A 21736-nucleotide genomic window follows, 5' to 3' on the forward strand; every position below is an offset into this window, starting at 1 on the left:
GTGGGATACGACAAAACATCCGTACCGACCGGCGGGACAGGTGTGGCCCGCAGGCCGGCCGTGTGCTGAGATCGAAACCGGGGGCACACCAGTGCCGGCCCGGCGGCGACCGCGGAGCGGTCGGCCGATCCACGGCCTCACCGCTCCCAGAGGAGGCATCACCGTGAGCGTCCCTCTGCCGGCGTCGTTCGCCCGGCGCCTGATCGACGTCGACGGCGTCCGGATCAACACGTTCGTCTCCGGCGACGGCCCGCCGGTGCTGCTGCTGCACGGCTATCCGCAGACGCATCTCATCTGGCATCACGTGGCGCCCGTGCTCGCCCGTAAACACACCGTGGTCCTCACCGACCTGCGAGGTTACGGGGACAGCGACAAGCCTGCCTCCACGCCGGACCACGGCGCCTACTCCAAGCGGGCGATGGCCTACGACCAGCTGCTCGTCATGCGCGAGCTGGGCTTCGACCGCTTCGCGGTGGTGGGTCACGACCGCGGCGGCCGGGTCGGCCACCGCCTCGCCCTGGATCACCCGCGGGCGGTCACCAGGCTGGCCGTCCTGGACATCGTGCCCACCCGCCATGTGTTCCGGCACGCCGACACCGCGTTCGGGCTCGGCCACTACCACTGGTTCTTCCTCGCCGCGGGCGGCGGAATCCCGGAGCACCTGATCGGCGGCGACCCGGAATTCTGGGTCCGGGCACGGATGCGGGGCCGGCATCGCGGCGGAACCCCGTTCGATCCGGCGGCCCAGGACGAGTACGTCCGCTGCTTCTCCGATCCGGCGGCCATCCACGCCTCCTGCGAGGACTATCGGGCCGCGGCGAGCATCGATCTGCGCCACGACGACACCGACGCGGACGCGGGCTGGCGGGTGAGCTGCCCGGTCCTGGTCCTGTGGGGCGAGCACGGCTTCGTCGGCCAGACCTACGACGTCCTCGACGCCTGGCGTGGGTACGCGGCGGACGTGCGCGGCCAGTCGCTGCCCTGCGATCACTACCTGGCCGAGGAGGAGCCCGAGGCGACGGCGAAACTCCTCGGCTCGTTCCTCTCCCGGACCCCGGCCGCGACGCGGTAGCGGCCGGGGCCCGGATTCCGGCCGTGGCGACGCTGCGGTGGCCGAGTTTTACCCGCACGCATCGCCACGAATGAATTTTTACCCAATATGCGTAAATAGTGCTGGTAAACGGGCAGATTGTGAAAGTCGGGGTAAGAAGCGGCGCACATGTCCAAGGCGACCAAGCCCTATTGGATCCTGACGAACTCGCCGGGGACGGCTGCGCCGTCGAGGAGGAGATCGGCATGGGCGCGAGTGCCGTCGGCGGTGAACCACTCGTCCTCGGCGCGCATCCAGTCCTTCCACTGCGGCGCGAGGGAGGCGCCGTCCCTGGACAGGACGCGGGCCAGCCGGAGCTCCCGGGGAGCCTCCACCCAGACGGCGAAGGCGACGGGGGCGGTGCGCCGGGCCGTACTCACCCCTTCGAGGAGGAGGACCGGGGCGACCGGCACCTCCACCCAGCCCTCGAACCTGCCGCGGACCCAGTCGTAACGCCGGTAGCGCCCCGGTTCGCCGGCCGCCAGCGGGCCGAGCACCTGGTCCTCCACCTGTCCGAACCACGCCGCCGGCGGCTCGTCCCACGGCACGGGGAAGTCGTCGCTGTGAACCACCTGGGCGTCAAGCTCCCGTGCGAGCCTCCCCGCGAAGGTGGTCTTGCCCGATCCGCCGGGACCGTCCACCGCGACGACCCGGGTGCGCCCGCACGACGGTGGCAGCTCCTGGATCTTTCCGGCCAGTTCGGTGAAGGAGATTGCGACTGCCATTTTTCCATGATTCCATCCGTCACCTACCCTATTGATCGGCCGCGTGGGGAATCGACTATTTTCCCATCATCTGGATATCGTGCCGGGCGACCGCCCGGCAGGGTGACCAGGAGGGGTGGGAATGCTTTTCCTGGCCCGATCCGACTAGGCTCGGCCACCGGCACTGGAGGTTGATCTTGCAGGGAGCCCTCGGCGACATCGTCGTTCTCGACCTTTCGCGCGCGCTCGCGGGACCGCACGCGGCGCAGATGCTCGGTGACCTGGGAGCCCGAGTGATCAAGGTGGAGCATCCCGGCGGGGGTGACGAGTCACGGGGCTGGGGTCCGTTCGTGGGTCCTGAGGGCGACATGTCCACCTACTTCATGGCCGCCAACCGCAACAAGCGGTCGATCACCGTCGACCTCAAGGCCGCCGAGGGCAAGGCCCTGATCGAGCGGCTGGTACGGCAGAGCGACGTGCTGATCGAGAACTTCCGCACCGGTGTCCTGGACCGGCTGGGCTTCACCGTCGAGCGGCTGCACGAGCTCAACCCGCGCCTGGTCATCCTGTCGATCACCGGCTTCGGCCATGACGGTCCAGAGGGCGGCAGGCCCGGCTACGACCAGATCGCCCAGGGCGAGGGGGGCCTGATGAGCCTCACCGGCCCGTCCCCCGACGAGCCGTACCGGGTGGGCGCCTCGATCGCGGACCTGCTCGGCGGAATCCACGGCGCGTACGGCGTGGTGGCCGCGCTCTACGAGCGTGAGCGGACCGGGCGGGGCAAGGTCGTGCGGACCTCGCTGCTGGCCGCGGTGGCCGGCGTGCACTCCTACCACGGCACGGCCTGGACGGTCGGCGGCCAGGTTCCCCGCGCGGCCGGCAACCACCACGCCTCCATCGCCCCCTACGGCGCGTTCCACTGCGCGGACGGCATGATCCAGATCGCGGCGGCGAATGACGGGCAGTGGCGGAAGGTCGCCGCCCTACTGGACATTGATCCCGATATGGCGAAATATGCGACAAATAAGGAAAGGTTTGCTCATCGGGATGAGTTGATCGCGGACATGGAGCGGACGCTCGCCAAGCACGACCGCGGACACTGGCTGACCGCGCTCGGCGAGGCCGGCGTGCCCGCGGGGGCCATCCGGTCCATCGACGAGGTGTACGCCTGGGACCAGGCCCGATCCCAGGGCCTGGTCGTCGAGGTGGACCACCCCGTGCTCGGCCCCATCGAGCTGCCGGGACCGCCGCTCCGTTTCGACGGCACCCCTCCCACGCGCCACCGGCCCCCGCCCGCTCTCGGCGAGCACAACGACGAGGTGCTCGCCTGGCTGGAGGACCGGGAGGGATGAGCCTCACCCGGCCCGACGCGCGCACGCTGATCGACACCTTCCTCGATCCGGGAACCTGGCGGTCGTGGGACGAGACGCCCGTCGACCCGGCCGAGCCGGGCTCCGGCTACGCCGAGGAGCTGGCGGCGGTCCGGGCCAAGACCGGATACGACGAGGCGGTGGTCACCGGTGAGGGCCTCCTCGACGGGCGCCGGGTCGCGGTCGTCGCCTGCGAGTTCTCCTTCCTGGCCGGGTCGATCGGGGTGGCCGCCGCCGAGCGGCTCACCTCGGCGATCGAGCGGGCCACCGCCGAGCGGCTCCCGCTGCTGGCGGCCCCGGCCTCCGGCGGCACCCGGATGCAGGAGGGCGCGGTGGCCTTCGCCCAGATGGTGAAGATCACTGTCGCGGTGTCCGCCCATCGCGCCGCGGGCCTGCCGTACGTCGTCTATCTGCGCCATCCCACCACCGGCGGCGTCTTCGCCTCCTGGGGCTCGCTCGGGCACGTCACCGCCGCCGAGCCGGGCGCGCTGATCGGTTTCCTCGGGCCGAGGGTGTTCGAGTCGCTGCACGGCTACCCGTTCCCCAGCGGGGTGCAGGTCTCCGAGAACCTCTTCGCCCGCGGCCTGGTCGACGCGGTCGTGTCGGCCGAGGACGCCCGGCGGATCGCGATCCGGGCGCTCGCCGTACTGTGCGCCCCGCGCACGGGGCTGGAGGCCGGGCCCGAGCCGGACGAGCACGTCCAGCCGATCCAGGCCTGGGACGCGATCAGCCGCTCCCGCAGGGACGACCGGCCGGGCATGCGGGCGCTGCTCAAGCTCGGCGCGTCCGACGTCACGCCGCTCAGTGGCACCGGCGAGGGGGAGAACGACCCAGGGATGCTCCTCGCCCTGGCCAGGTTCGGCGCGGTTCCCGCCGTCGTGCTCGGCCAGGACCGGCGGCGCCAGCGGATCGTCGCCCCGGTCGGCCCGGCGGGACTCCGGGTCGCCAGGCGGGGCATGCGCCTGGCCTCCGAGCTGAACCTGCCGCTGGTCACCGTGATCGACACCGCCGGGGCCGCGGTGTCCAAGGCGGCGGAGGAGGGCGGGCTCGCCGCCGAGATCGCCCGCTCCCTGGCCGACCTGGTGATGCTCGACGCCCCGACCGTCTGCCTGCTGCTGGGCGAGGGCGCGGGCGGCGCGGCCCTCGCGCTGCTTCCGGCCGACCGGGTGCTCTGCGCCCAGCACGGCTGGCTGTCGCCGCTCTCCCCCGAGGGGGCGTCGGCGCTGCTGTACCGCAGCGTCGACTTCGCCCCGGAGATCGCCGCGGCCCAGCGGGTGAAGTCCACCGACCTGCGGCGGGACGGCGTCGTGGACCGGATCATCCCGGAGCTCCCCGACGCCGCCTACGAACCCGAGGCCTTCTGCCGCAGGGTCTCCCGCGCCTTGGAGTACGAGCTCGCCGGGCTGCTCGGTCAGCCCCCCGCGGACCGTCTCGCCGCCCGGCTGGCCCGCTACCGCCGGCTCGGGACGGGCTGAGAGGACTCCGGCGCCGGTCTCCGGCCGGATGCGTCCCCGCTCACCCGCGGCACCTCCAGCCTGACCCGTTCCACGACCTTCCCCCGATCGTCGAAGAACTCCAGACGGATCACTCCCGCTTTCGACGGGAAGACGACGCTCCAGATCGCGAGCGGCACGTTCGCGGACCGGTACATCTGCCCGACCGCTCTCGTGCCGTTCTGGTCCACGACGTCGACCTTCGCGATGTTCTCACGTGCCGCGCCGTAGCCCAGCCCGATCGCCGGACGCGGCAGGGTCCCGATCGTCCCTCCCTCGTACCAGGCCTGTGCGCTCGGCGACTCAGGCTTGGGCCGCTGGTCGCAGGCACCCTCGCTCGCGCCGTACGGCTCCTGGGTCACCTGGCAGAAGACGTAGAAGGTGCCGCCGCCCGCCGCGGTTCTCTCCGTGAACCACGCGCGCGTGCTCCGGTCCCCGAGCGGGTGCTCTATCACCATCGGTGCGCCCGCCGGCGGGTTCTCCGCCGCGAGCCGCTCGTAGGGGTCGCGCGGCTTGTCGACGACCCCGGTGGTGACGTCGGCCCCGGGCCCGCCCAGGTTGACCGCCGCGGCGATCGCGGTCACGGCGGCCGCGACGGAGACCAGTGAGATCCAGCGGCGCTGCCGGGTCCTCCGGCCGCGCCGCTGGATCTTCGCGTAGGCGTCGGCGCCGACGGTGTAGGTGGCGGCGCGAGCGTCGAGCGCGGCGCGCAGGCGTCCTTCGAGGTCGTTCACGCGTCCTCCTTCAGGGCGCGGCCGAGAGCGGCCAGGCCCCGGCTCGTGTGGGTCTTGACGGAGCCGGGGGAGACTCCCATCGCGTCGGCGATCTCCAGCCCGGACAGGTCGAGCCAGTAGCGCAGGACCAGGGCCTCGCGCTGGCGGCGGGGGAGACGGTCGACGGCGGCCAGGAGCTCCTGGTGTTTCTCGGCGACGATGACCGCGTGCTCGCTGCTGGGGGCGGCCGGTGGAGGTTCGAGAGGGCGCAGCCGTACCAGCCGGAGATGGCGCAGCCGGTTGCGGGTCAGGTTGCACACGATGGACCGGACGTAGGCGACGGCCGCGCCGTCGTCACGCAGGCGGGATCTTCGGGCGTGGAGGCGGGCGAACGCCTCCTGGGCTATGTCCTCCGGGTCGTCCGCGCCGAGCAGCCCGGCCAGGCGCACCATCGAGGGGTAGTGCGCGCCGAACAGCTCGGCGAACGAGGGGGGGTCGCCAACGGAACGTCAATCACACTGTGGAGACACCCGGACGGGCCACCGGTTGACAGGCCCCGCCCTCCGACCGAGGCCGGTCCCGGTGGCCTCGGGTTTCGCCGCCCGGTGGTACTACGACTCGGGCGCGGGCGGGTCGAGCGGGACGGGAAGCCGTTCGATCCGGATGGAGAAGACCTCGTCGCGGGGGACGACGACCTCGTAGGCGCCGTGGTCGACCATCCAGTAGCCCAGGGCCTCGGCCTTCAGCCCGCTGTGCCCGGTGTAGGCGATGTGCAGGCTCTCCTCGCCGTTCTCCTCCGAGACGTCGAGGATCAGGCACGGCTCGCCGCCGAACGCGCCGACCGTACGGACCAGCACGATCCAGTCGAGGTCTTCGCGGGCCACCGTCGCCCGCCAGTAGCCGGAGGCCGCCTCGAAGCCCTTCTGGGCCTCCTCGTTGAACAGCACGACCTCGGTGGCGCCGGGTCCGAGGGCCGCGGCGTAGGTCTGGCCCTCGTAGTGGGCGGCGAAACCCGAGGCCACCGGCTCGATCTCGGTGCTCATGCGGCCGGCCTCCAGCTCAGTCCGTCGTAGAGGCCGAAGAGACGCTCCTCGTCGGAGGTCACGTGGATGATCTCCGCCCCCGCGGGGATCGGCATAGGCGTGGTGTGGAACTGCGGTATGACGTGCTCACGCGAGGTGGTGAAGCCGTTCCCGGCGAACGGTGGTGAATCGTTCCAGTCGCCGCCCATGTGCGGGCCGTACGGCACGACATAGGCGTCCATGTCACGGGCGAACCAGCGCATGAGATAGATCTCCGGGACCGTCACGGTCAGCTCGGAGCCCTCGAAGGCCAGGTCGAGACCCGTGAAAAGCTGCGCGGGGGTGGTCAGACGGGCGCAGTCTTGAACGCGGTAGACGTATCCCGAGATCACCGTCCTCCTGCCGGCCAGATAGGGCACGAGCAACCGAGGGGGGATGACCTTCTGCATCTGCGTTCTACGCCCAGGTGGCTCACTCACGATCGCATTTTACGATCTGCCGACGTGGAGGCGCCGGTGTTCCAGGCACGGTAGGGCATTCCGGGTGACAATCGTGATCTGAGAGTCGAGTGAGCAGGTCTGGACGGAGGGTGCCGGACCGAGGTCGGCGCGGACCACGCCCATCGGGTCGACCAGCATGCTCCGGCCGATCCCGAAGCCGTCGCGAGACTCCGGATTCGGCGCCTGGCCCACGGCCGCCACCCAGGTGGTGTTCTCGATCGCGCGGGCCCTGACCAGGGTCGTCCAGTGCTCCTCCTTCATCGGCCCCGACCCCCACGCGGCGATCACCGCGAACAGTTCGGCGCCCTCGTCGACGAGCGCCCGGGTCAGTTCGGGGAACCGGATGTCGTAGCAGGTGACCAGGCCGATCCGGAGCCCGGCCAGCTCCACCACGACCGGGTCGGAGCCCGGCGCGACCAGGTCGGACTCGCGGGCGCCGAAGGAGTCGAACAGGTGGATCTTCCGGTAGGCGGCCTCGATCCCACCCGTGGGGCCGATGGCCACCGCGGTGTTGTGGACCAGGTCGTCTCCCGGCTCGAACACCCCCACGATCACCGCCAGGCCGTGCGCCCGCGCGGAGTCGGCCAGCCCGGTGACGAAGGGCCCGTCCAGCGGCTCCGCCAGGTCGGTGATCCGCTTGCCGTACCGGGTGAGCGTGGCCTCGGGGAAGATCGCCAGATCGGCGCCGTCGGCGGCGGCCCTGTCCATGGCCTCGCGGGCACGGCTCAGGTTGACGGCGGGATCCTCAGAGACCGGGATCTGGCACAGGGCTATGCGTGTCACGGTCTGACCTTATCCGGCGGTTCGGCACTCGCTCCATCCACGTCAGGCATCGCCACGCCCATTCCAGTGGGCCGTACTTGAACCTGACCAGCCACATCCGGCTGAAGACGACCTGGAGCGCCAGCACGACGACGGCCAGGACCACCCCGGTGACCCGGGTCGGATCCCTGGTGAGCAGCGGCAGGGAGAGCAGGATGACGGGCGTGCTGAGCAGGTAGTTCGTCAGGGCCATCCGGCCGAGCGGATTGAAGACGGCGAACAGCGCGTCCCGCAGCCGGGTCCGCAGGAGCAGCAGCAGACCGGTGCAGTACGCCGCGGCGGCGGCGAGTCCCGCGGCCGGGTAGGTGCCCCGGTAGAAGGTGCGGGGATCGTCGAAGGTCCGGCTCCACAGATACACGAGCGTCACCGCCAGCACGGTGAAGGCGACGAAGGCGGGAAGCAGCAGGCGCTCGGGCGGCGGATACTCCATCGCGGTCATGCCGAGCAGGAACAGCCCGGGGACGAGGATGATCCCGCCTCCCTGGTGCACCGCCCAGATCGTGAGGGCGCCTCCGAGGATCGCCATCGCGGGCGGGGGGAGGAACGAGACGGGCAGCAGGACCAGAGCACCGAAGATCGCGTACGGCAGGAGCACCTCGCCCGGGTTCACGACCTGGTGGACCGCGCCGAGGGCCGCGAGCACCGCCAGCCTGCGCAGCAGCGCCGCCCAGGGGTGATCCGTCCGCTGGGCGGCCGACCTCAGGAAGAGGACGAAGCTCAGCCCGAACAGGAACGAGAAGATCGGATAGAACCTGCTCTGCAGCAGGTTGTCGACGGCCCAGTCGACCGCGTTCTGCTCCGGGCTCTTGAGGTGATCACGCGTGTGCTGCCAGGTGTTGACCACCATGATCCCGCATACGGCGAAGCCGCGGAGCGCGTCGAGCTCATGCAGTCTTCGGGTCACAAGGAATAGACGTATCACCACATAACTGATCTCGTACAGACAACCCTGACAATAAGGGTGATCGCCCGTGCCGGCCCCGGCCCCGTCGGGGGCGGAGGCCGGCACGGACCGGGTCACCGCCGTGCCGCTCCGGCGATGACCCGAGGTGGTGGTTTCCGCGCCCCCGGCTCCGAGTGCCGGCGCGGACCTTCTCAGCCCGTGGTGCAGGCGGCGCCGTTGAGGGTGAACGAAGCGGGTTTTCCGGTGTTGCCGGTGTGGGTGGCCTGGAAGCCGAAGCCGGCCGAGGCGCCCGCCGCGATGGTCGCGTTGTAGGCGAGGTTCCTGGCGGTCACCTGGCCGCCGGACGAGGAGACGGTGGCGTTCCAGGCGGAGGTGACCGCCTGCCCGCCGGGGAGGGTGAACGCCAGGGACCAGTTGGTGATGGCGGCGGTGCCGGTGTTGGTGACGGTGACCGCGGTGGTGAACCCGTTGTTCCAGCTGTTCATGGTGTAGGTGACCCGGCAGGGACCGGAGGACGGGGGCGGAACGGTCGGAGTCGGGGTGGGGGTGGGCGGGGTGGAGGGGCCGTCGGTCAGGCCGAAGAACTGGAGGGCGGCCAGGGCCATGCCGCCGGTGGGAAGACTGTGCCCGACGCCCTGGACGCTGATCGCCTCCACGGCGACGTTGACGCCCGTTCCCCCGTAACGGGTCCGCGTCCAGTTCGACTGCGGGCGGTCGGTGAACGCGGGGGTCTGGCTGAGCCCGTGGACGTTCGTCCACTGCTTGATCTCTTCCTGGAAGTTGGGGTAGCGCAGGGTGGCGTCCTCGGTGCCGTGCCACAGTTGCATGCGCGGGCGCGCGCCGCTGTAACCGGGGTAGGCCCCCCGCACCAGGTCACCCCACTGCTGCGGGGTCCTGACGAGGGTGCCGTTGGCGCAGGCGCTGTTCCAGCTGGAGCCGTCGGTGGTGGCGAAGCAGGCGAACGGCACCCCCATGAACGCGGCCCCGGCCTTGAACACGTCGGGGTAGGCGCCCAGCAGGACGTTGGTCATCATGGCCCCGGAGGACGCGCCGGTGACGTAGACCTGGCCGGGGTCGGCGTTGTGGCGCTGCTGGACGTATCTGACCATGGACACGATCCCCACCGGGTCGCTGCCGCCGTCATGCCTCAGCGCCTGGGGTGAGGAGACGTCGAAGCAGGAGCCGCTCCGGGTCGCCGACGGGTAGATGACGATGAAGCCGTAGCGGTCGGCCAGGGAGGCGAACTCCGTACCCGAGTGGAAGGCCGGGCCGGAGCCGGTGCAGTAGTGCACGGCCACCACGATCGCCGGCCTGGCCGCGACGCGGTCCGGCACGTACAGGTGCATCCGCAGGTTGGTGGGGTTGGTGCCGAAGCCGGTCACCTCGGTCAGGGACGCCGACGAGGCCGGGGGCGCCGTGACCAGAACCGTGACCAGAGCCGTGAGCAGACCCGTGATGACGAGCATCACGGCGGCGATCACCGCGCCTGGCGTATGAGCTTTCACCCTCATCCGTTGTCCTTCCTGGCTGCCTTGGGGGATCGCATCGAGGGTGGTGCGACCATCTGAAATATTTCGAAGTGTTGATAGAAATATTTCGGAGGGCAAGACCCCAGATGAACCCCGGCGCAGGGAAGGCCGATGGCCTGCGAGGAGTCGCGGGCGCGGGCGAAGATCATGTGAAACTTTCGCGAGAAGCCCCCGGCGGCTCCTCGGCCGGACCGCGGGAGGATTCAGGACGTCCCCGGCACGACCGCCTGCAGCGCGGCCGCGATCCGCCCGACCCCCGGCCCGGACACGCCCGCGAGCCCCGCGGCTCGCCCGGTCGCCAGGAGAAGCAGATCGCCCACCGGCCCCCGCACCTCGTCCGGGCCCTCACCCGCCGACCAGTCAAGGTCGGTGGCCACCAGCCTCGTGCCGCGCAGGCGCTTGGGGGCGCCGTAGAAACCGGTGCCCAGGACACGCCCGAGCGCCGCGATCACCCGCTCCGCGGGCATCTCCCGCACGCGCCCGAGCGGCCGCGCGACGTCCTGCCCGTGCACCAGCGCGTCGACGAGCGGGTCCAGCGGACGGGAACCCGGATCGCGAAGAGGTGAGCCCGCCGTCTCGCGGAACCGCGCGACCAGCTCCGCCGGCCCGAACCTGGCCGCCCGTTCCCGCGCCTGGTCGGCGATCATCCGGTTGAAGTCGCCACGCGCCCGGATCACGCCTCTGGCCGTGTCGAGGATCGCGGCGGGCATGGACACGGTGCGCGCGGACGTCGTCAGGTGCGCGGCCACGTCGTGCGTCGTCCAGCCGGGGCACAGGGAGGCCGCCTTCCACTCGTGATCGTCGAGTTCGTCGAGGAAGTCGGCCAGGCTGAGCCGTTCGTCCTTCACCCAGGAAAAAATCTCGTCACGGTCCATGTGTCACTCTTCTCCGCTGGTCGGGCTCCGTCATGTTCTCGCGCGGCGGGTCGCCGTACACCATGACGAACGGGACACGGCCGAGGAGACACATCTCCCGAAGATTTCTCGAAAACGGCCCGGAAAAGTCACTCAGGCCGTCGCGGAGCGGTCTCAGACGTCGTCGCTCTCCGAGAGAGTCCGGTAGGCGGGCCGGAGGAGGTCCAGGATCGGGATGTTCCGCGCCGTGATCGGCGGCGGATCGAGGGCACGCAGCAGCAGGCCGGGCGAGGTGGAGGGCAGCCCCGTCCGGTCGCGCAGCCGGGCGTGAGAGGAGCCCGGATCGTAGAAGTCCGCCAGCCGATCGGCGAACGGCACGTCGGCCACATCGAACAGTCTCGGCTGGGCGGCGGCGCCGTCCCCGTCGTCCTCGGTGCCGCCGGTCGCGCGGAGGGCGTCGAGCAGGGCGTCCTTCGCCATGCCCCGCCAGGCCAGAATCAGGAACGGGTCGTCGTCGAACGACTCGGCCAGGATGTACAGCACCGCCGACAGATGCTTGCAGGGGAAACCCCAGTCGGGACACGAGCAGTCCAGGTCCAGGCCGCGCTGATCGGGGAACAGCGGCAGACCGCACCCGTGGAAGACGTCCTCGATCTCCGGCGGCATCTCCCCGGCGAGCAGCTTGGCGCGGTAGAGGGCCTGCGCGGCCAGCGCCCCGGCGAGCCTGTGCCACTGATCCGCGTCGTAGGCCGTGATCCCGATCTTGACCTTGTAGGGGGTGCTCCTCGACCCCTGGACCCGCGCCGTGACCCGTCCGGGACCGAGCTCCAGGTCGAGGACCTGACCGGAACGAGCGTACGAGCGCCCCCGGCCGAGCCTGCCTCCGTCGCAGATGCTCTCCAGGATGTCGATGAATCTGCGCGACCACCACCGCTCGCCGATCGAGCCCCGCTTGCTGCGCGCTCGGATGCCGCCCTCGACGCGGATCGGCCGGGAGGGCTCGAACCAGCCGCTTCCGCTCATCGAAACTCCTCGAACGTGGAGACTCCGGGCATCGGTCCGGGCAGGGGTGTCATGCGACGGCCTCCGGGTCGAGCCGGAACAGCTCGCGCAACTGGTCGGTGGACAGGTTCGTGATCCAGTCTTCGCCGGTGCCGACCACGCTCTCGGCGAGGCTCTTCTTGCGTTCGATCATCTCGTCGATCCGCTCCTCCAGGGTGCCGACGCAGATGAACTTCCTGACCTGCACGTTTTTCGTCTGGCCGATCCGGAAGGCCCGGTCGGTCGCCTGGTTCTCCACGGCGGGGTTCCACCACCGGTCCACGTGGATCACGTGGTTGGCGGCGGTCAGGTTGAGGCCGGTCCCGGCGGCTTTGAGGGAGAGCAGGAACAGCATCGGCTCGTCGTCTTCCTGGAAGCGCTCCACCAGCGCGTCACGCCTCTTCTTGGGCAGCCCGCCGTGCAGCCACAGCACCGGCCGGTCCAGGTGGGCGGCCAGGTAGGGCTGCAGCAGGGAGCCGAACTCGGTGTACTGGGTGAAGATCAGGGCCTTGTCGCCCTCGTCGAGGATCTCCTCGGCCAGCTCCTCCAGCCGGGCCAGCTTCCCCGACCGTCCCGCCAGCCGCGACCCGTCCTTCAGCAGATGGGCGGGATGATTGCAGACCTGCTTCAACCGGGTCATCGTGGCCAGGACGTTGCCGCGCCGCTCGATGCCCTCACTGTCGTCGATCCTGCCCAGCATGTCCTCGACCACGGCCTGGTAGAGGGTGGCCTGTTCAGGTGTGAGGTTGCACCAGATCTTCATCTCCATCTTGTCCGGCAGGTCGGAGATGATCGACCGGTCGGTCTTGAGGCGCCGCAGCACGAACGGCCCGGTGGCCCGCTTCAGCGCGGCGGTCGCCGTCTCGTCGCCGTGCCGCTCGATCGGCTCCTGGTATCGCTGCCTGAACGCCCTGGCAGGGCCGAGCAGGCCGGGGTTGCAGAACTCCATGATCGACCAGAGCTCCGCCAGGTGGTTCTCCACCGGAGTGCCGGTCAGCGCGAACCTGCTCCTCGCGGGAAGCGACCGTACGGCCTGCGCCTGTTTGGCGGCACTGTTCTTGATGGCCTGTGCCTCGTCGCAGACGATCCTTGCCCAGGTGAGGCCCATCAGGGACTCCTGGTCCCGCAGGACGGTGCCGTACGTGGTGAGGACGAGATCCGCCCGCTCCACCCGCCGGGCCAGCTCCTCCTCGCGCAGCCGGGCGGCGCCGTGGTGCAGGTAGACGTCCAGGGATGGGGCGAACCTGGCGGTCTCCTTCTGCCAGTTGCTGAGCAGGGACATCGGGCACACCAGCAGCGTGGCTCCCGGCCGGGCGTCGTTCGCCGCGCGCTCGTTGAGAAGCAGCGACAAAGTTTGCGGGGTCTTACCCAGACCCATGTCGTCCGCAAGGACGCCACCGAGCCCGATGTCCGACATGAAGCCGAGCCAGGACAGTCCGCGCTCCTGGTAAGGCCGGAGCGCGCCGTGGAAACCGGCCGGAGTCGTGACCGGTTCGAGGCGGCGGTCGGCCTCGCCGGACAGCAGGTCGCCGAGGAGGCCGTCGGCGTCCACCTCGACGATCGGCAACCCGTCGTCGTCGCCGTGGACGACCTCCCTGATCACCTCGCCGACCGTCATCTCGCCCGACCGGCGTCTTTCGATCGCCTCCAGTGCGGCGCCGAGCTGCCGGTCGTCCAGCTCGACCCAGCGGCCTCGCATCCGGACCAGCGGCACCTTGAGCCTGGCCAGCTCGGTCAGTTCCTCCTCGCTGACCGTCTCGTCGCCGAGGGACAGGTCCATGCGGAAGTCGACGAGCTGGTGCAGCCCGAGTCCCTGGTCGGAGGCCGCCCCGGGACCGGTCTTCCTTGAGCGGGTCGTGAGTTTGAGCCCCAGCCTCGTCCTGCCGGCCCAGGCGGGCAACTGCACGCCGAACCCGGCCGACTGCAGGAGCGGGGCGGCCTGACGGAGAAATGTGAACGCGCCCGCCGTGTCGAGGACGAGCTCCGACGGCCGGGGATCACGCAGGGCCTCCTCCAACTCGGGGTAGAGCCGCGTCGCACGGCCGAGACCCGCGAGCAGCGCCTCCTCGGGGCGTAGCGGGAGACCGGGAGCGGTCTCGCCCGCCCAGATGAGCCGTGCGGGCAGGGAGAGGCTCGGGTCCTCCGACGACTGGACGGAGAACTCCACCCGCCAGAGGGAACGATCCTCCGGCCGCACCGGGCGGCCTTCGTGCTCCGCGACGAGGTCGCCGCCCGATCCGGGCATGGAATCGGAAGGTTCGGGGTCGGACAGACGGAAGCACACCTTGGCGGGGCCGTCGAGCAGGTGCGCCGATCTGAACCACTCTCGCAGCGGCGTGGCCAGCGCGTCCGCCTCGGCTCGCGTCAGACCGGGAAGCGTGGCGGTCTCCCCGGTGAGGGCGACCATCCAGCGGTCCGCGAGGGGGCCGCGGGGTCCCGGCCGACGCCCGCCGAGCAGGCGATCGGGGAGCTTCTGCCGTACCGCCGCGTCGGTCAGGCCGGCCAGGGCCTCGATCAGCACGTGGGCCGAGGGCCGCTCCTCGGCGACGGCCCGGAAGACGGGAGGCGCCGCGGCGGCGAGATCGCGGAAGCGGACGGCGTAGGGACCGGTCAGCACGGGACGCCACCGCGCCGCGTGGTCCTCGTTCTCGACGACGAGCTGGGGCAGCACCCGGCCGCCGCGGACCAGGTCGCGGGCGTACCTCGCGACGACGGTGAGATACCGCAGGGAGGCTCCCGGGATCGGCGCCCACGGGCCTTCACCGGAGGACTCGTCGGGTTCATTCGCCTCCGAGGGGAGGCCGGTCATCTCGTCGACGGAGTCGAGCAGTCTCAGGGCCGAGCCGGGCTCGACCAGCAGGGCGGGCACCCGCCAGGAGCTGATCTTCGGCTGTCGTGCGGTGATCTCCATCCCGGATTCGGGAGAGGGCAGAGGGCTTCGCGCCGAGCTCGGGAGGAGCAGGACGAGCTCTTCCGCGGCGGCTCCGGCCGCCGCCGCCGTCGCGGAGTCTCCCCAGATCGACAGATCATCGGCCATGCTCGACGCCGAGGCCGCGAACGGATGCGGGCGGATCTTGGCACGGGTGGTGCCCGGGGCGGGATCGGCCGGATCCTCAGCCCAGAGCGCCAGCCTGTCACCGACCCAGGCCCCGTGAACCACCAGCACCGTCGCACCCTTCTCTCGTCGGCGAAAACCGTAACAGCCGAGAAGTGGCGGGCGCAGCCACCTTGGGTCTCCGCGCCGGGGACCAGGTGCCCGCGGCGTTCCGGGAAGGCTCGGCCCTCGAGGCGCGTCGCCGCCGCGCCAGCCTCTCGTATCCCCGGTGAACGCCACATCCTGAGCGGGGACGCCTACCCATGACGGATGCCGTCAAAACGGTACGACCGTGGCTCCCGGCCGGAGGTTCGGCGGCGTGCCGAGACCCGGCGGGGGACGGAGACTACGCTGGAACGCGTGAATGATCCTCTGGTGGCGCGGATGCGCGAGTTCGGCACGACCATCTTCGCCGAGATGTCGGCGCTGGCCGTGCGGACCGGTTCGATCAACCTGGGGCAGGGCTTCCCCGACACCGACGGTCCGGCCGCGATGCTGGAGCACGCGGTGTCGGCGATCCGGGACGGCTTCAACCAGTACCCGCCGGGCCCCGGAGTCCCCGAGCTGCGCCAGGCCGTGTCCGAGCACCGCAAGGCTCACTACGGCCTCGACTACGACCCCGACGGGGAGGTCCTCGTCACCGTCGGCGCCACCGAGGCCGTCGCGGCGGCGATCCTGGCGCTGTGCGAGCCGGGCGACGAGGTGATCGCCTTCGAGCCGTACTACGACTCCTACGCCGCCTCCGCCGCCCTGGCCGGAGCCGTGCTCCGGCCGGTCACCCTGCGCCCGGTCGAGGGCCGGTTCGCCTTCGATCCCGCGGAGCTGCGCGCGGCCGCCGGCCCGCGCACCCGGGCGATCCTGGTCAACTCCCCGCACAACCCCACGGGCACGGTCTTCACCCGCGCGGAGCTGGAGGAGATCGCCCTCCTCTGCCAGGAGCGCGACCTGATCGCCGTCACCGACGAGGTCTACGAACACCTCACCTTCGACGGCGTCGAGCACATCCCCCTGGCCACCCTTCCGGGCATGCGCGACCGCACCGTGATGATCTCCTCCGCGGGCAAGACCTTCTCGGTCACCGGCTGGAAGACGGGCTGGATCTGCGCCCCGCCCGAGTTCGTCCGCGCGGTCCAGACCGTCAAGCAGTTCCTCACCTTCACCGCCGCCGCGCCCTGGCAGCTCGCCGTCTCGTACGGCCTGCGCCACGAGCTCGACTGGATCTCCTCCCTCCGCGCCGGCCTGGAGTCCAAGCGCGACCGCCTGATGACGGGGCTGTCCGCGGCGGGGTTCGAGGTCTACCGCCCCGCGGGCACCTACTTCGTCCAGACCGACATCCGCCCCCTCGGCTTCACCGACGGTCTCGCCCTCACCCGCGAGCTCCCGTCCCTGGCGGGCGTGGTCGCCATCCCCACGCAGGTCTTCTACGCCCACCCCGAGCGCGGAAGCCACTTCGTCCGCTTCGCCTTCTGCAAGAAGGACGAGGTCATCGACGAGGCCGTGAGCCGCCTGACCCGGCTCGGCGGCGGCGCCCGCTCCACCGGGCGATGAGGGGGCCGGTCGCCCCGTCCGGCCACCGCCGGGAGAAGGCCGGGCGCCGCCTCCGGTGAGGACGGCGACCCGGGTGACCCGCCGGGGACGACGACGGCCGACCGGCCACAGTTTTGAACGGCATATGCCGTGACCTGGGCCGTAATCGGGTGGTACCGATCGGCGGGGTGTTGCTTGGATGATCGGTATGGCTTCCGTGAGATCCGGCGATCGCTCTGAGCGAGTCCTGCTGGACCGGCTTGAGCAGTACTACGACGAGGTCCCGCGCGGCGGCGCCCGCGCGGAGCGCCACGGGCCGTTCACGTTGTTCGTGCGGGAGGGCGAGGGCTGGCCGTTCTACGCGCGGCCGGCCCGGGAGTGGCGCGGGGCCGTGAGCGTCGCCGACGTGGCCCCGGTGCGGGCCCGGCAGCGCGAGCTCGGGGTTCCCGAGAGCTTCGAGTGGGTCGCCGAGACCTCGCCCGCGCTGAGGCCCGCGATCGAGGAGTCGGGGCTCGCGGTCCACGAGCATCCCCTGATGGTGCTCGACGAGGACGCGGCGACACCGGAGAGGGACGAGCCTCCGGAGGGAGCGTCCGTACGGATCCTGGGTCCGGACGACCCGGCGCTCCCCTCGGCGCTGGCCGTTCCCCACCTGGCCTTCGCGGAGCCCGGGACGGGCATCGGCGTGGCAGGCCCGGCGGAGCTGGCCGCCGCGGCGGCGACCCGCGCCGGCGACGGCTCGGTCGGACGCGCCGTCGCGCGCCTCCTGGCGGGACGGACGGTGATCGCCGCGGCCGTGAAGGACGGAATGGCGCTCTGCGCGGGCCAGCACCAGCCGGTCGGGACGGTCAGCGAGATCGTCGGCGTCGGGACGCTTCCCACCGCTCGACGGCGGGGCCTCGGGCTCGCGGTCACCGCCGCGCTGGTGGCGGACGCCCGATCGCGAGGGGTGAGGATCGTCTTCCTGTCCGCCGGCGACGACGACGTCGCCCGGATGTACGCCCGGATCGGGTTCCGCCGCGTCGGCACCGCGCTGATCGCGGACTGTCCCGAGGGACCGTATCTCGCCGGGTGACCCGGGGAAGGCCGGGCGGGACGGTCCGGGGGTCCGTCCTCGCCTCGGCCGGGGCCGTTTCCGAAGGGAAAGGCAACTTACCGATCGCTTTACTCACTCAAAGTGACCGCCTGCTTACTAATATGCATTTTGGGGTATTTCGGTTTACGGGCCTTCGGGTCCGTTCTTGTCCGCGGCGCAAAGGCGCCACCGCGTAACCGGGGGATTCCATGGCATTCGACAAGTTCCTAGAGCGGCTCATCCCTGACGAGGGGATCCGCAACATGGTCCAATCATTCCTCTCCCCAGACGACGAGAGCGGCTCCGGCAAGGGCGGCGGGCCCGCCAAAACGGTCGAGCAGCTCAAGAACGGTGGCCTGGAAGAGCACACGAAGTCCTGGGTCGGCACCGGTCCCAACAAGCAGCTGACCGAGGAGGAGCTGAAGGGCGCCATCGACCAGGCCGACCTCAGGCGAATCGCTCAGAGGGCGAACATGTCGGAGCAGGAGGTGCTCGTGGCTCTCGTGAGCTTCCTGCCCGAGGTGGTCGACAAGGCCACGCCCAACGGAAGCATGAAGGACCTTCGCAACATGTCTTCCGGCATGTCCTGATCGCAGGTGGCCGGTACGAAGACGACGAGGGGCCGGGCGGGTGCGATCGACTCCCGCCCGGCCACGGGGCCGTGGACGTCCGGCCGGTGGCGGTCTTCGAGGTCCGCCCGGGGGTGCGGGGATCGCTCAGGCGGAGACGATCCGGCACGCCGCGCCGGGCACGTGGTCGACCTGCAGCGTGGTGTGGTCGATGTGGAACCGCTCGTGCAGCAGATCGGCCAGCTCGCGGCGGACCCGGTGGCAGTCGCCGCCGGGCTCGACGATCACGTGTGCGGACAGTGCGGGAAAGCCGCTGGTCACGGTCCACACGTGCAGGTCCTCGACGGCGGTGACCCCGGAATGGGCGACGATCACGGCGCTCACCTCGGCCGGATGGACGCCGGCGGGCGCGGCCTCGAACAGGATGCGTCCGGCGTCGCGCAGCAGGGCGTAGGCGGCCTTGGCCATCAGGGCGGCGACGATCAGGGCGGCGACCGCGTCGGCCCTGCCCCAGCCGGTGAGCCAGATGACGGCGCCCGCGATCGCGGTGGCGACGAAGGCGTACATGTCGTTGAGGATGTGCTGGAACGCGCCCTCCACGTTGAGGCTGCTCCGGTCGGCCCTGGCGATGAGCCACGCGGCGGCGGCGTTGACCGCGATCCCGGCGAGAGCGGTACCGAAGACCAGGGCGCCCTTGACCTCGGGCGGTTCGATGAGCCGCCGGACGCCCTCGTAGACGAAGTAGACGACGAGCACCACGAAGGTCAGCCCGTTGATCGCCGCGGAGAGGATCTCGGCGCGCTTCCAGCCGAACGTGTACGCGCCCCGGGCGGGGCGGGCGGACATGGTGATCGCGACCAGTGCGAGCGCTATGGAGGCGGCGTCGGTGAGCATGTGCCCGGCGTCGGAGATCAACGCGATGGAGTTGGCGACGACGCCGACGACGACCTCGGCCGCCATGAAGACGACCAGCAGGACGAGCGCCGCCGCCAGGTGGCGGCGACTGGAGTTCGCGCTGTGCCCGTGACCGTGTCCGTGACCCATCGCAAGATCCATCTCTCTAACATCTGAACAGATGCTCATATATTACGTGGGGCGCGCCCGGCAAGGCAAGATCTCGCCCGTTCACGCGAAGGCAAAGCGGAGGGGAGGGCGGGGCGCCGGGCGCCTGGCCGGTGGGTTCTGTCGAAGAACAGGCGTGCCTTGGGCAAAGAGTGCCCATGAGCCGGGCCGGGCGGCCCGTTAACGTCGCCCGTGTGGGTGAAGGAATGAGACCGACGGACTGAGCAGGGGGATCGGTTGGGTGAGCGAGTACTGATCGCGCTCGGGGGCAACGCGATGACGGCCCCCGACGGAAGCGCGTCTCCTGGAGATCAGCGCCGCGCGGTCGAGGACGCGATGCGCCATGTCACCATGCTGATCGCGGCCGGTCACCAGGTGACCCTCACCCACGGCAACGGCCCCCAGGTCGGCAACCTGGTCCTGAAGAACCAGATCTCGGCCGACGTCGTGCCCCCGGTGCCGCTCGACTGGTGCGGCGCCCAGACCCAGGCCACGATCGGCACGCTCATCCTCAACGCGCTCGACGGCCGCGCCGTCGTCGTGGTGACCCGGACGCTCGTCGACCCCGGCGATCCGGCCTTCCAGGATCCGGTCAAACCGATCGGCCGCTACTTCACCGAGGCGGAGGCCCGCCGGTTCGAGAAGCTCGGCGAGACCTGGCGCCGGTTCGACCGGGGCTGGCGCCGGGTGGTGGCCTCCCCCGAACCGCTGGAGATCCTCGACGCGCCCGCGGTGGCCGCGCTGGTGGCCGCCGGATTCACCGTCGTGGCCGCGGGCGGCGGGGGAGTGCCCGTGGCCCGCGACGGCGGCGGGCGGCTGCGCGGAGTCGAGGCCGTGATCGACAAGGACCTGGCCGCCGCGGTGCTGGCGCACGCCGTACAGGCCACGACCATGGTCATCGCCACCGACGTGCCGCAGGCCGTCGTCGGATTCGGCACGGCCGACGCCCGGCCCATCGGCCACATCACCGCGGCCGAACTGCGCGTGCTGCACGCCGCCGGGTATTTCGCCGGGGGCAGCATGGGCCCGAAGGTCGAGGCCGCGCTGCGTTTCGTCGAGCAGGGCGGCGAGCGATCGGTGATCACCTCCCTTGAGGCCATCGGGGCGGCGGTCGCCGGAGAGGCCGGAACCGTGGTGCGAAAGTGACAGTGAACACAAGGAGATCGAAAGGTGGCAGGGATGCCGGAACCGATTGAAGTGCGCAAGGTGGCCATCGAGAGCGTGACCGACGCCTCCGGGCTGACCAGGCTCATCGACGACGGGGTGATCGAGGCCCACCGGGTGCTCGCGGTGATCGGCAAGACCGAGGGCAACGGCGGGGTGAACGACTACACCCGCATCCTGGCCGACCGGGCCTTCCGCGAGGTGCTCGCCGCCAAGGGGCACCCCTCGCCCGAGAGCGTCCCGCTGGTGTGGTCGGGCGGCACCGACGGCGTGCTCAGCCCGCACGCCACGATCTTCGCCACCACGGCGAACGCCGAGCCGGGCGACGAGCCGCGCGTCAGCGTCGGCATCGCGATGAGCGACGTCATCCTTCCCGAGGACATCGGCCGTCCCGCCATGGTGGAGAAGGTCGCCGCCGGTGTCCGCGAGGCGATGAAGGCCGCGGGGATCGACGACCCCGCCGACGTCCACTATGTCCAGACCAAGACGCCCCTGCTCACCCTGGCCACCATCAACGACGCCAAGTCGCGCGGCATGGACGTGGTCATCGAGGACACGGGCCCGTCCATGGACATCTCCAACTCCACCACCGCGCTGGGCATCGCCGTCGCGCTCGGTGAGATCGAGATGCCCGCCGCCGACCAGATCCACCGTGACCTGTCGCTCTTCTCCTCCGTCGCGTCCTGTTCCTCGGGCGTCGAGCTGGACCGGGCCCAGATCGTGGTCGTCGGCAACGTCCGCGGCATCGGCGGCCGCTACCGGATCGGCCACTCCGTCATGAAGGACGCGCTGGACGCCGACGGCATCTGGGAGGCCATCCGCTCCAGCGGCATCGACCTGCCCGAGCGTCCCCACCCGTCGGACCTGGGCGGCAGGCTGGTCAACGTCTTCATGAAGTGCGAAGCCGACCCGTCGGGCAGCGTCAGGGGACGTCGCAACATCATGCTCGACGACTCCGACGTGCACTGGCACCGTCAGATCAAGGCCACCGTCGGAGGGGTCGCGGCCAGCGTCACCGGCGACCCCGCCGTGTTCGTCTCGGTCGCCGCGGTCCACCAGGGCCCCAGCGGCGGCGGTCCGGTGGCCGCCATCGCGGACCTGGGCTGATCCGTCCGGCGCGGGCGGGACGGGCGGGACGGGCGGGACGGATGAGGTGAGCGGAGCGGGCGGGGCGGGCGGGGCGGAAAACCCTGTTCGCGTCGT

20 protein-coding genes are annotated in these 21736 nt (G+C 70.9%); 8 read left to right on the forward strand and 12 right to left on the reverse strand.

Annotation, left to right across the window (positions count from 1 at the left end; translation table 11 throughout):
• The first annotated feature begins 163 nt into the window (after positions 1-163).
• Complete coding sequence (locus J2853_RS02610; protein WP_307554549.1) at positions 164-1072, forward strand: alpha/beta fold hydrolase; 909 nt, start codon at positions 164-166, stop codon at positions 1070-1072.
• Between the two features lie 167 nt (positions 1073-1239).
• Here J2853_RS02610 and J2853_RS02615 read toward each other — a convergent pair whose 3' ends face one another.
• Positions 1240-1815 (reverse strand): uridine kinase family protein, encoded by a 576-nt coding sequence (locus J2853_RS02615; protein ID WP_307554551.1) that lies wholly within the window; start codon positions 1813-1815, stop codon positions 1240-1242.
• Between the two features lie 176 nt (positions 1816-1991).
• On the opposite strand from J2853_RS02615, the gene J2853_RS02620 reads away from it, so the two are divergent.
• Positions 1992-3146 (forward strand): CaiB/BaiF CoA transferase family protein, encoded by a 1155-nt coding sequence (locus J2853_RS02620; RefSeq protein WP_307554554.1) that lies wholly within the window; start codon positions 1992-1994, stop codon positions 3144-3146.
• Entirely contained in the window at positions 3143-4639 is a 1497-nt protein-coding gene (locus tag J2853_RS02625) for a carboxyl transferase domain-containing protein (protein ID WP_307554556.1), read from the forward strand. Before J2853_RS02620 ends, J2853_RS02625 begins: the two co-directional genes overlap by 4 nt.
• Here the strand turns inward: J2853_RS02625 and J2853_RS02630 are convergent.
• The 10 genes from J2853_RS02630 to J2853_RS02675 form a co-directional block, all read right to left on the reverse strand.
• Entirely contained in the window at positions 4615-5391 is a 777-nt protein-coding gene (locus J2853_RS02630; RefSeq protein WP_307554559.1) for a hypothetical protein, read from the reverse strand. The genes J2853_RS02625 and J2853_RS02630 overlap by 25 nt on opposite strands.
• Complete coding sequence (locus J2853_RS02635) at positions 5388-5846, reverse strand: SigE family RNA polymerase sigma factor (protein ID WP_307568580.1); 459 nt, start codon at positions 5844-5846, stop codon at positions 5388-5390. The genes J2853_RS02630 and J2853_RS02635 overlap by 4 nt, the downstream gene beginning before the upstream one ends.
• A 135-nt stretch (positions 5847-5981) precedes the next feature.
• On the reverse strand, positions 5982-6413 hold the full coding sequence (locus tag J2853_RS02640; protein ID WP_307554560.1) for a UCP033725 family protein: 432 nt from the start codon (positions 6411-6413) through the stop codon (positions 5982-5984).
• Positions 6410-6871: a hypothetical protein gene (locus J2853_RS02645; RefSeq protein ID WP_307554563.1), complete on the reverse strand. Its 462-nt coding sequence runs from the start codon at positions 6869-6871 to the stop codon at positions 6410-6412. The genes J2853_RS02640 and J2853_RS02645 overlap by 4 nt, the downstream gene beginning before the upstream one ends.
• Positions 6872-6880: 9 nt before the next feature.
• Positions 6881-7675: a carbon-nitrogen hydrolase family protein gene (locus tag J2853_RS02650; RefSeq protein ID WP_307554565.1), complete on the reverse strand. Its 795-nt coding sequence runs from the start codon at positions 7673-7675 to the stop codon at positions 6881-6883.
• Complete coding sequence (locus J2853_RS02655; RefSeq protein WP_307554568.1) at positions 7638-8618, reverse strand: DUF418 domain-containing protein; 981 nt, start codon at positions 8616-8618, stop codon at positions 7638-7640. Before J2853_RS02655 ends, J2853_RS02650 begins: the two co-directional genes overlap by 38 nt.
• A 191-nt stretch (positions 8619-8809) precedes the next feature.
• Entirely contained in the window at positions 8810-10129 is a 1320-nt protein-coding gene (locus J2853_RS02660; RefSeq protein WP_307554570.1) for an extracellular catalytic domain type 1 short-chain-length polyhydroxyalkanoate depolymerase, read from the reverse strand.
• Positions 10130-10350: 221 nt separating this feature from the next.
• Positions 10351-11022, reverse strand: coding sequence for a maleylpyruvate isomerase family mycothiol-dependent enzyme (locus J2853_RS02665; RefSeq protein WP_307554572.1), 672 nt, complete (start codon positions 11020-11022; stop codon positions 10351-10353).
• Between the two features lie 153 nt (positions 11023-11175).
• Complete coding sequence (locus J2853_RS02670; protein WP_307554574.1) at positions 11176-12024, reverse strand: SWIM zinc finger family protein; 849 nt, start codon at positions 12022-12024, stop codon at positions 11176-11178.
• A gap of 49 nt (positions 12025-12073) precedes the next feature.
• Positions 12074-15208: a DEAD/DEAH box helicase gene (locus tag J2853_RS02675; protein WP_307554576.1), complete on the reverse strand. Its 3135-nt coding sequence runs from the start codon at positions 15206-15208 to the stop codon at positions 12074-12076.
• Between the two features lie 288 nt (positions 15209-15496).
• Between J2853_RS02675 and J2853_RS02680 the strand changes: the two genes are divergently transcribed.
• From J2853_RS02680 to J2853_RS02690, 3 genes are all read left to right on the forward strand, one after another.
• Complete coding sequence (locus tag J2853_RS02680) at positions 15497-16684, forward strand: pyridoxal phosphate-dependent aminotransferase (protein ID WP_307554578.1); 1188 nt, start codon at positions 15497-15499, stop codon at positions 16682-16684.
• A 187-nt stretch (positions 16685-16871) separates the two neighbouring features.
• Positions 16872-17738, forward strand: a complete 867-nt coding sequence (locus J2853_RS02685; RefSeq protein ID WP_307554581.1) for a GNAT family N-acetyltransferase — start codon at positions 16872-16874, stop codon at positions 17736-17738.
• A 209-nt stretch (positions 17739-17947) separates the two neighbouring features.
• Complete coding sequence (locus tag J2853_RS02690; RefSeq protein ID WP_307554583.1) at positions 17948-18328, forward strand: YidB family protein; 381 nt, start codon at positions 17948-17950, stop codon at positions 18326-18328.
• Between the two features lie 126 nt (positions 18329-18454).
• Here the strand turns inward: J2853_RS02690 and J2853_RS02695 are convergent, their stop codons facing one another.
• Complete coding sequence (locus tag J2853_RS02695; protein ID WP_307554585.1) at positions 18455-19363, reverse strand: cation diffusion facilitator family transporter; 909 nt, start codon at positions 19361-19363, stop codon at positions 18455-18457.
• A gap of 243 nt (positions 19364-19606) precedes the next feature.
• Between J2853_RS02695 and J2853_RS02700 the strand changes: the two genes are divergently transcribed.
• Together J2853_RS02700 and bar are read left to right on the forward strand one after the other, a co-directional pair.
• Positions 19607-20515, forward strand: a complete 909-nt coding sequence (locus J2853_RS02700; RefSeq protein ID WP_307554587.1) for a carbamate kinase — start codon at positions 19607-19609, stop codon at positions 20513-20515.
• Positions 20516-20548: 33 nt separating this feature from the next.
• A complete protein-coding gene (gene bar, locus J2853_RS02705) occupies positions 20549-21640 on the forward strand; it encodes a barbiturase (RefSeq protein WP_307554590.1) in 1092 nt (363 codons plus the stop codon).
• Positions 21641-21736 lie beyond the last annotated feature (96 nt).

The organism is Streptosporangium lutulentum (genome assembly GCF_030811455.1).
Lineage (GTDB): Bacteria > Actinomycetota > Actinomycetes > Streptosporangiales > Streptosporangiaceae > Streptosporangium > Streptosporangium lutulentum.

Excerpts from the sequence above, each read along its gene's own strand:
- J2853_RS02615 (WP_307554551.1), bottom strand. The coding sequence starts at position 1,815 with ATGGCAGTCGCAATCTCCTTCACCGAACTGGCCGGAAAGATCCAGGAG.
- J2853_RS02625 (WP_307554556.1), top strand. The coding sequence starts at position 3,143 with ATGAGCCTCACCCGGCCCGACGCGCGCACGCTGATCGACACCTTCCTC.
- J2853_RS02640 (WP_307554560.1), bottom strand. The coding sequence starts at position 6,413 with ATGAGCACCGAGATCGAGCCGGTGGCCTCGGGTTTCGCCGCCCACTAC.
- J2853_RS02660 (WP_307554570.1), bottom strand. The coding sequence starts at position 10,129 with ATGAGGGTGAAAGCTCATACGCCAGGCGCGGTGATCGCCGCCGTGATG.
- J2853_RS02665 (WP_307554572.1), bottom strand. The coding sequence starts at position 11,022 with ATGGACCGTGACGAGATTTTTTCCTGGGTGAAGGACGAACGGCTCAGC.
- J2853_RS02670 (WP_307554574.1), bottom strand. The coding sequence starts at position 12,024 with ATGAGCGGAAGCGGCTGGTTCGAGCCCTCCCGGCCGATCCGCGTCGAG.
- J2853_RS02685 (WP_307554581.1), top strand. The coding sequence starts at position 16,872 with ATGGCTTCCGTGAGATCCGGCGATCGCTCTGAGCGAGTCCTGCTGGAC.
- J2853_RS02690 (WP_307554583.1), top strand. The coding sequence starts at position 17,948 with ATGGCATTCGACAAGTTCCTAGAGCGGCTCATCCCTGACGAGGGGATC.
- J2853_RS02695 (WP_307554585.1), bottom strand. The coding sequence starts at position 19,363 with ATGGATCTTGCGATGGGTCACGGACACGGTCACGGGCACAGCGCGAAC.
- bar (WP_307554590.1), top strand. The coding sequence starts at position 20,549 with ATGCCGGAACCGATTGAAGTGCGCAAGGTGGCCATCGAGAGCGTGACC.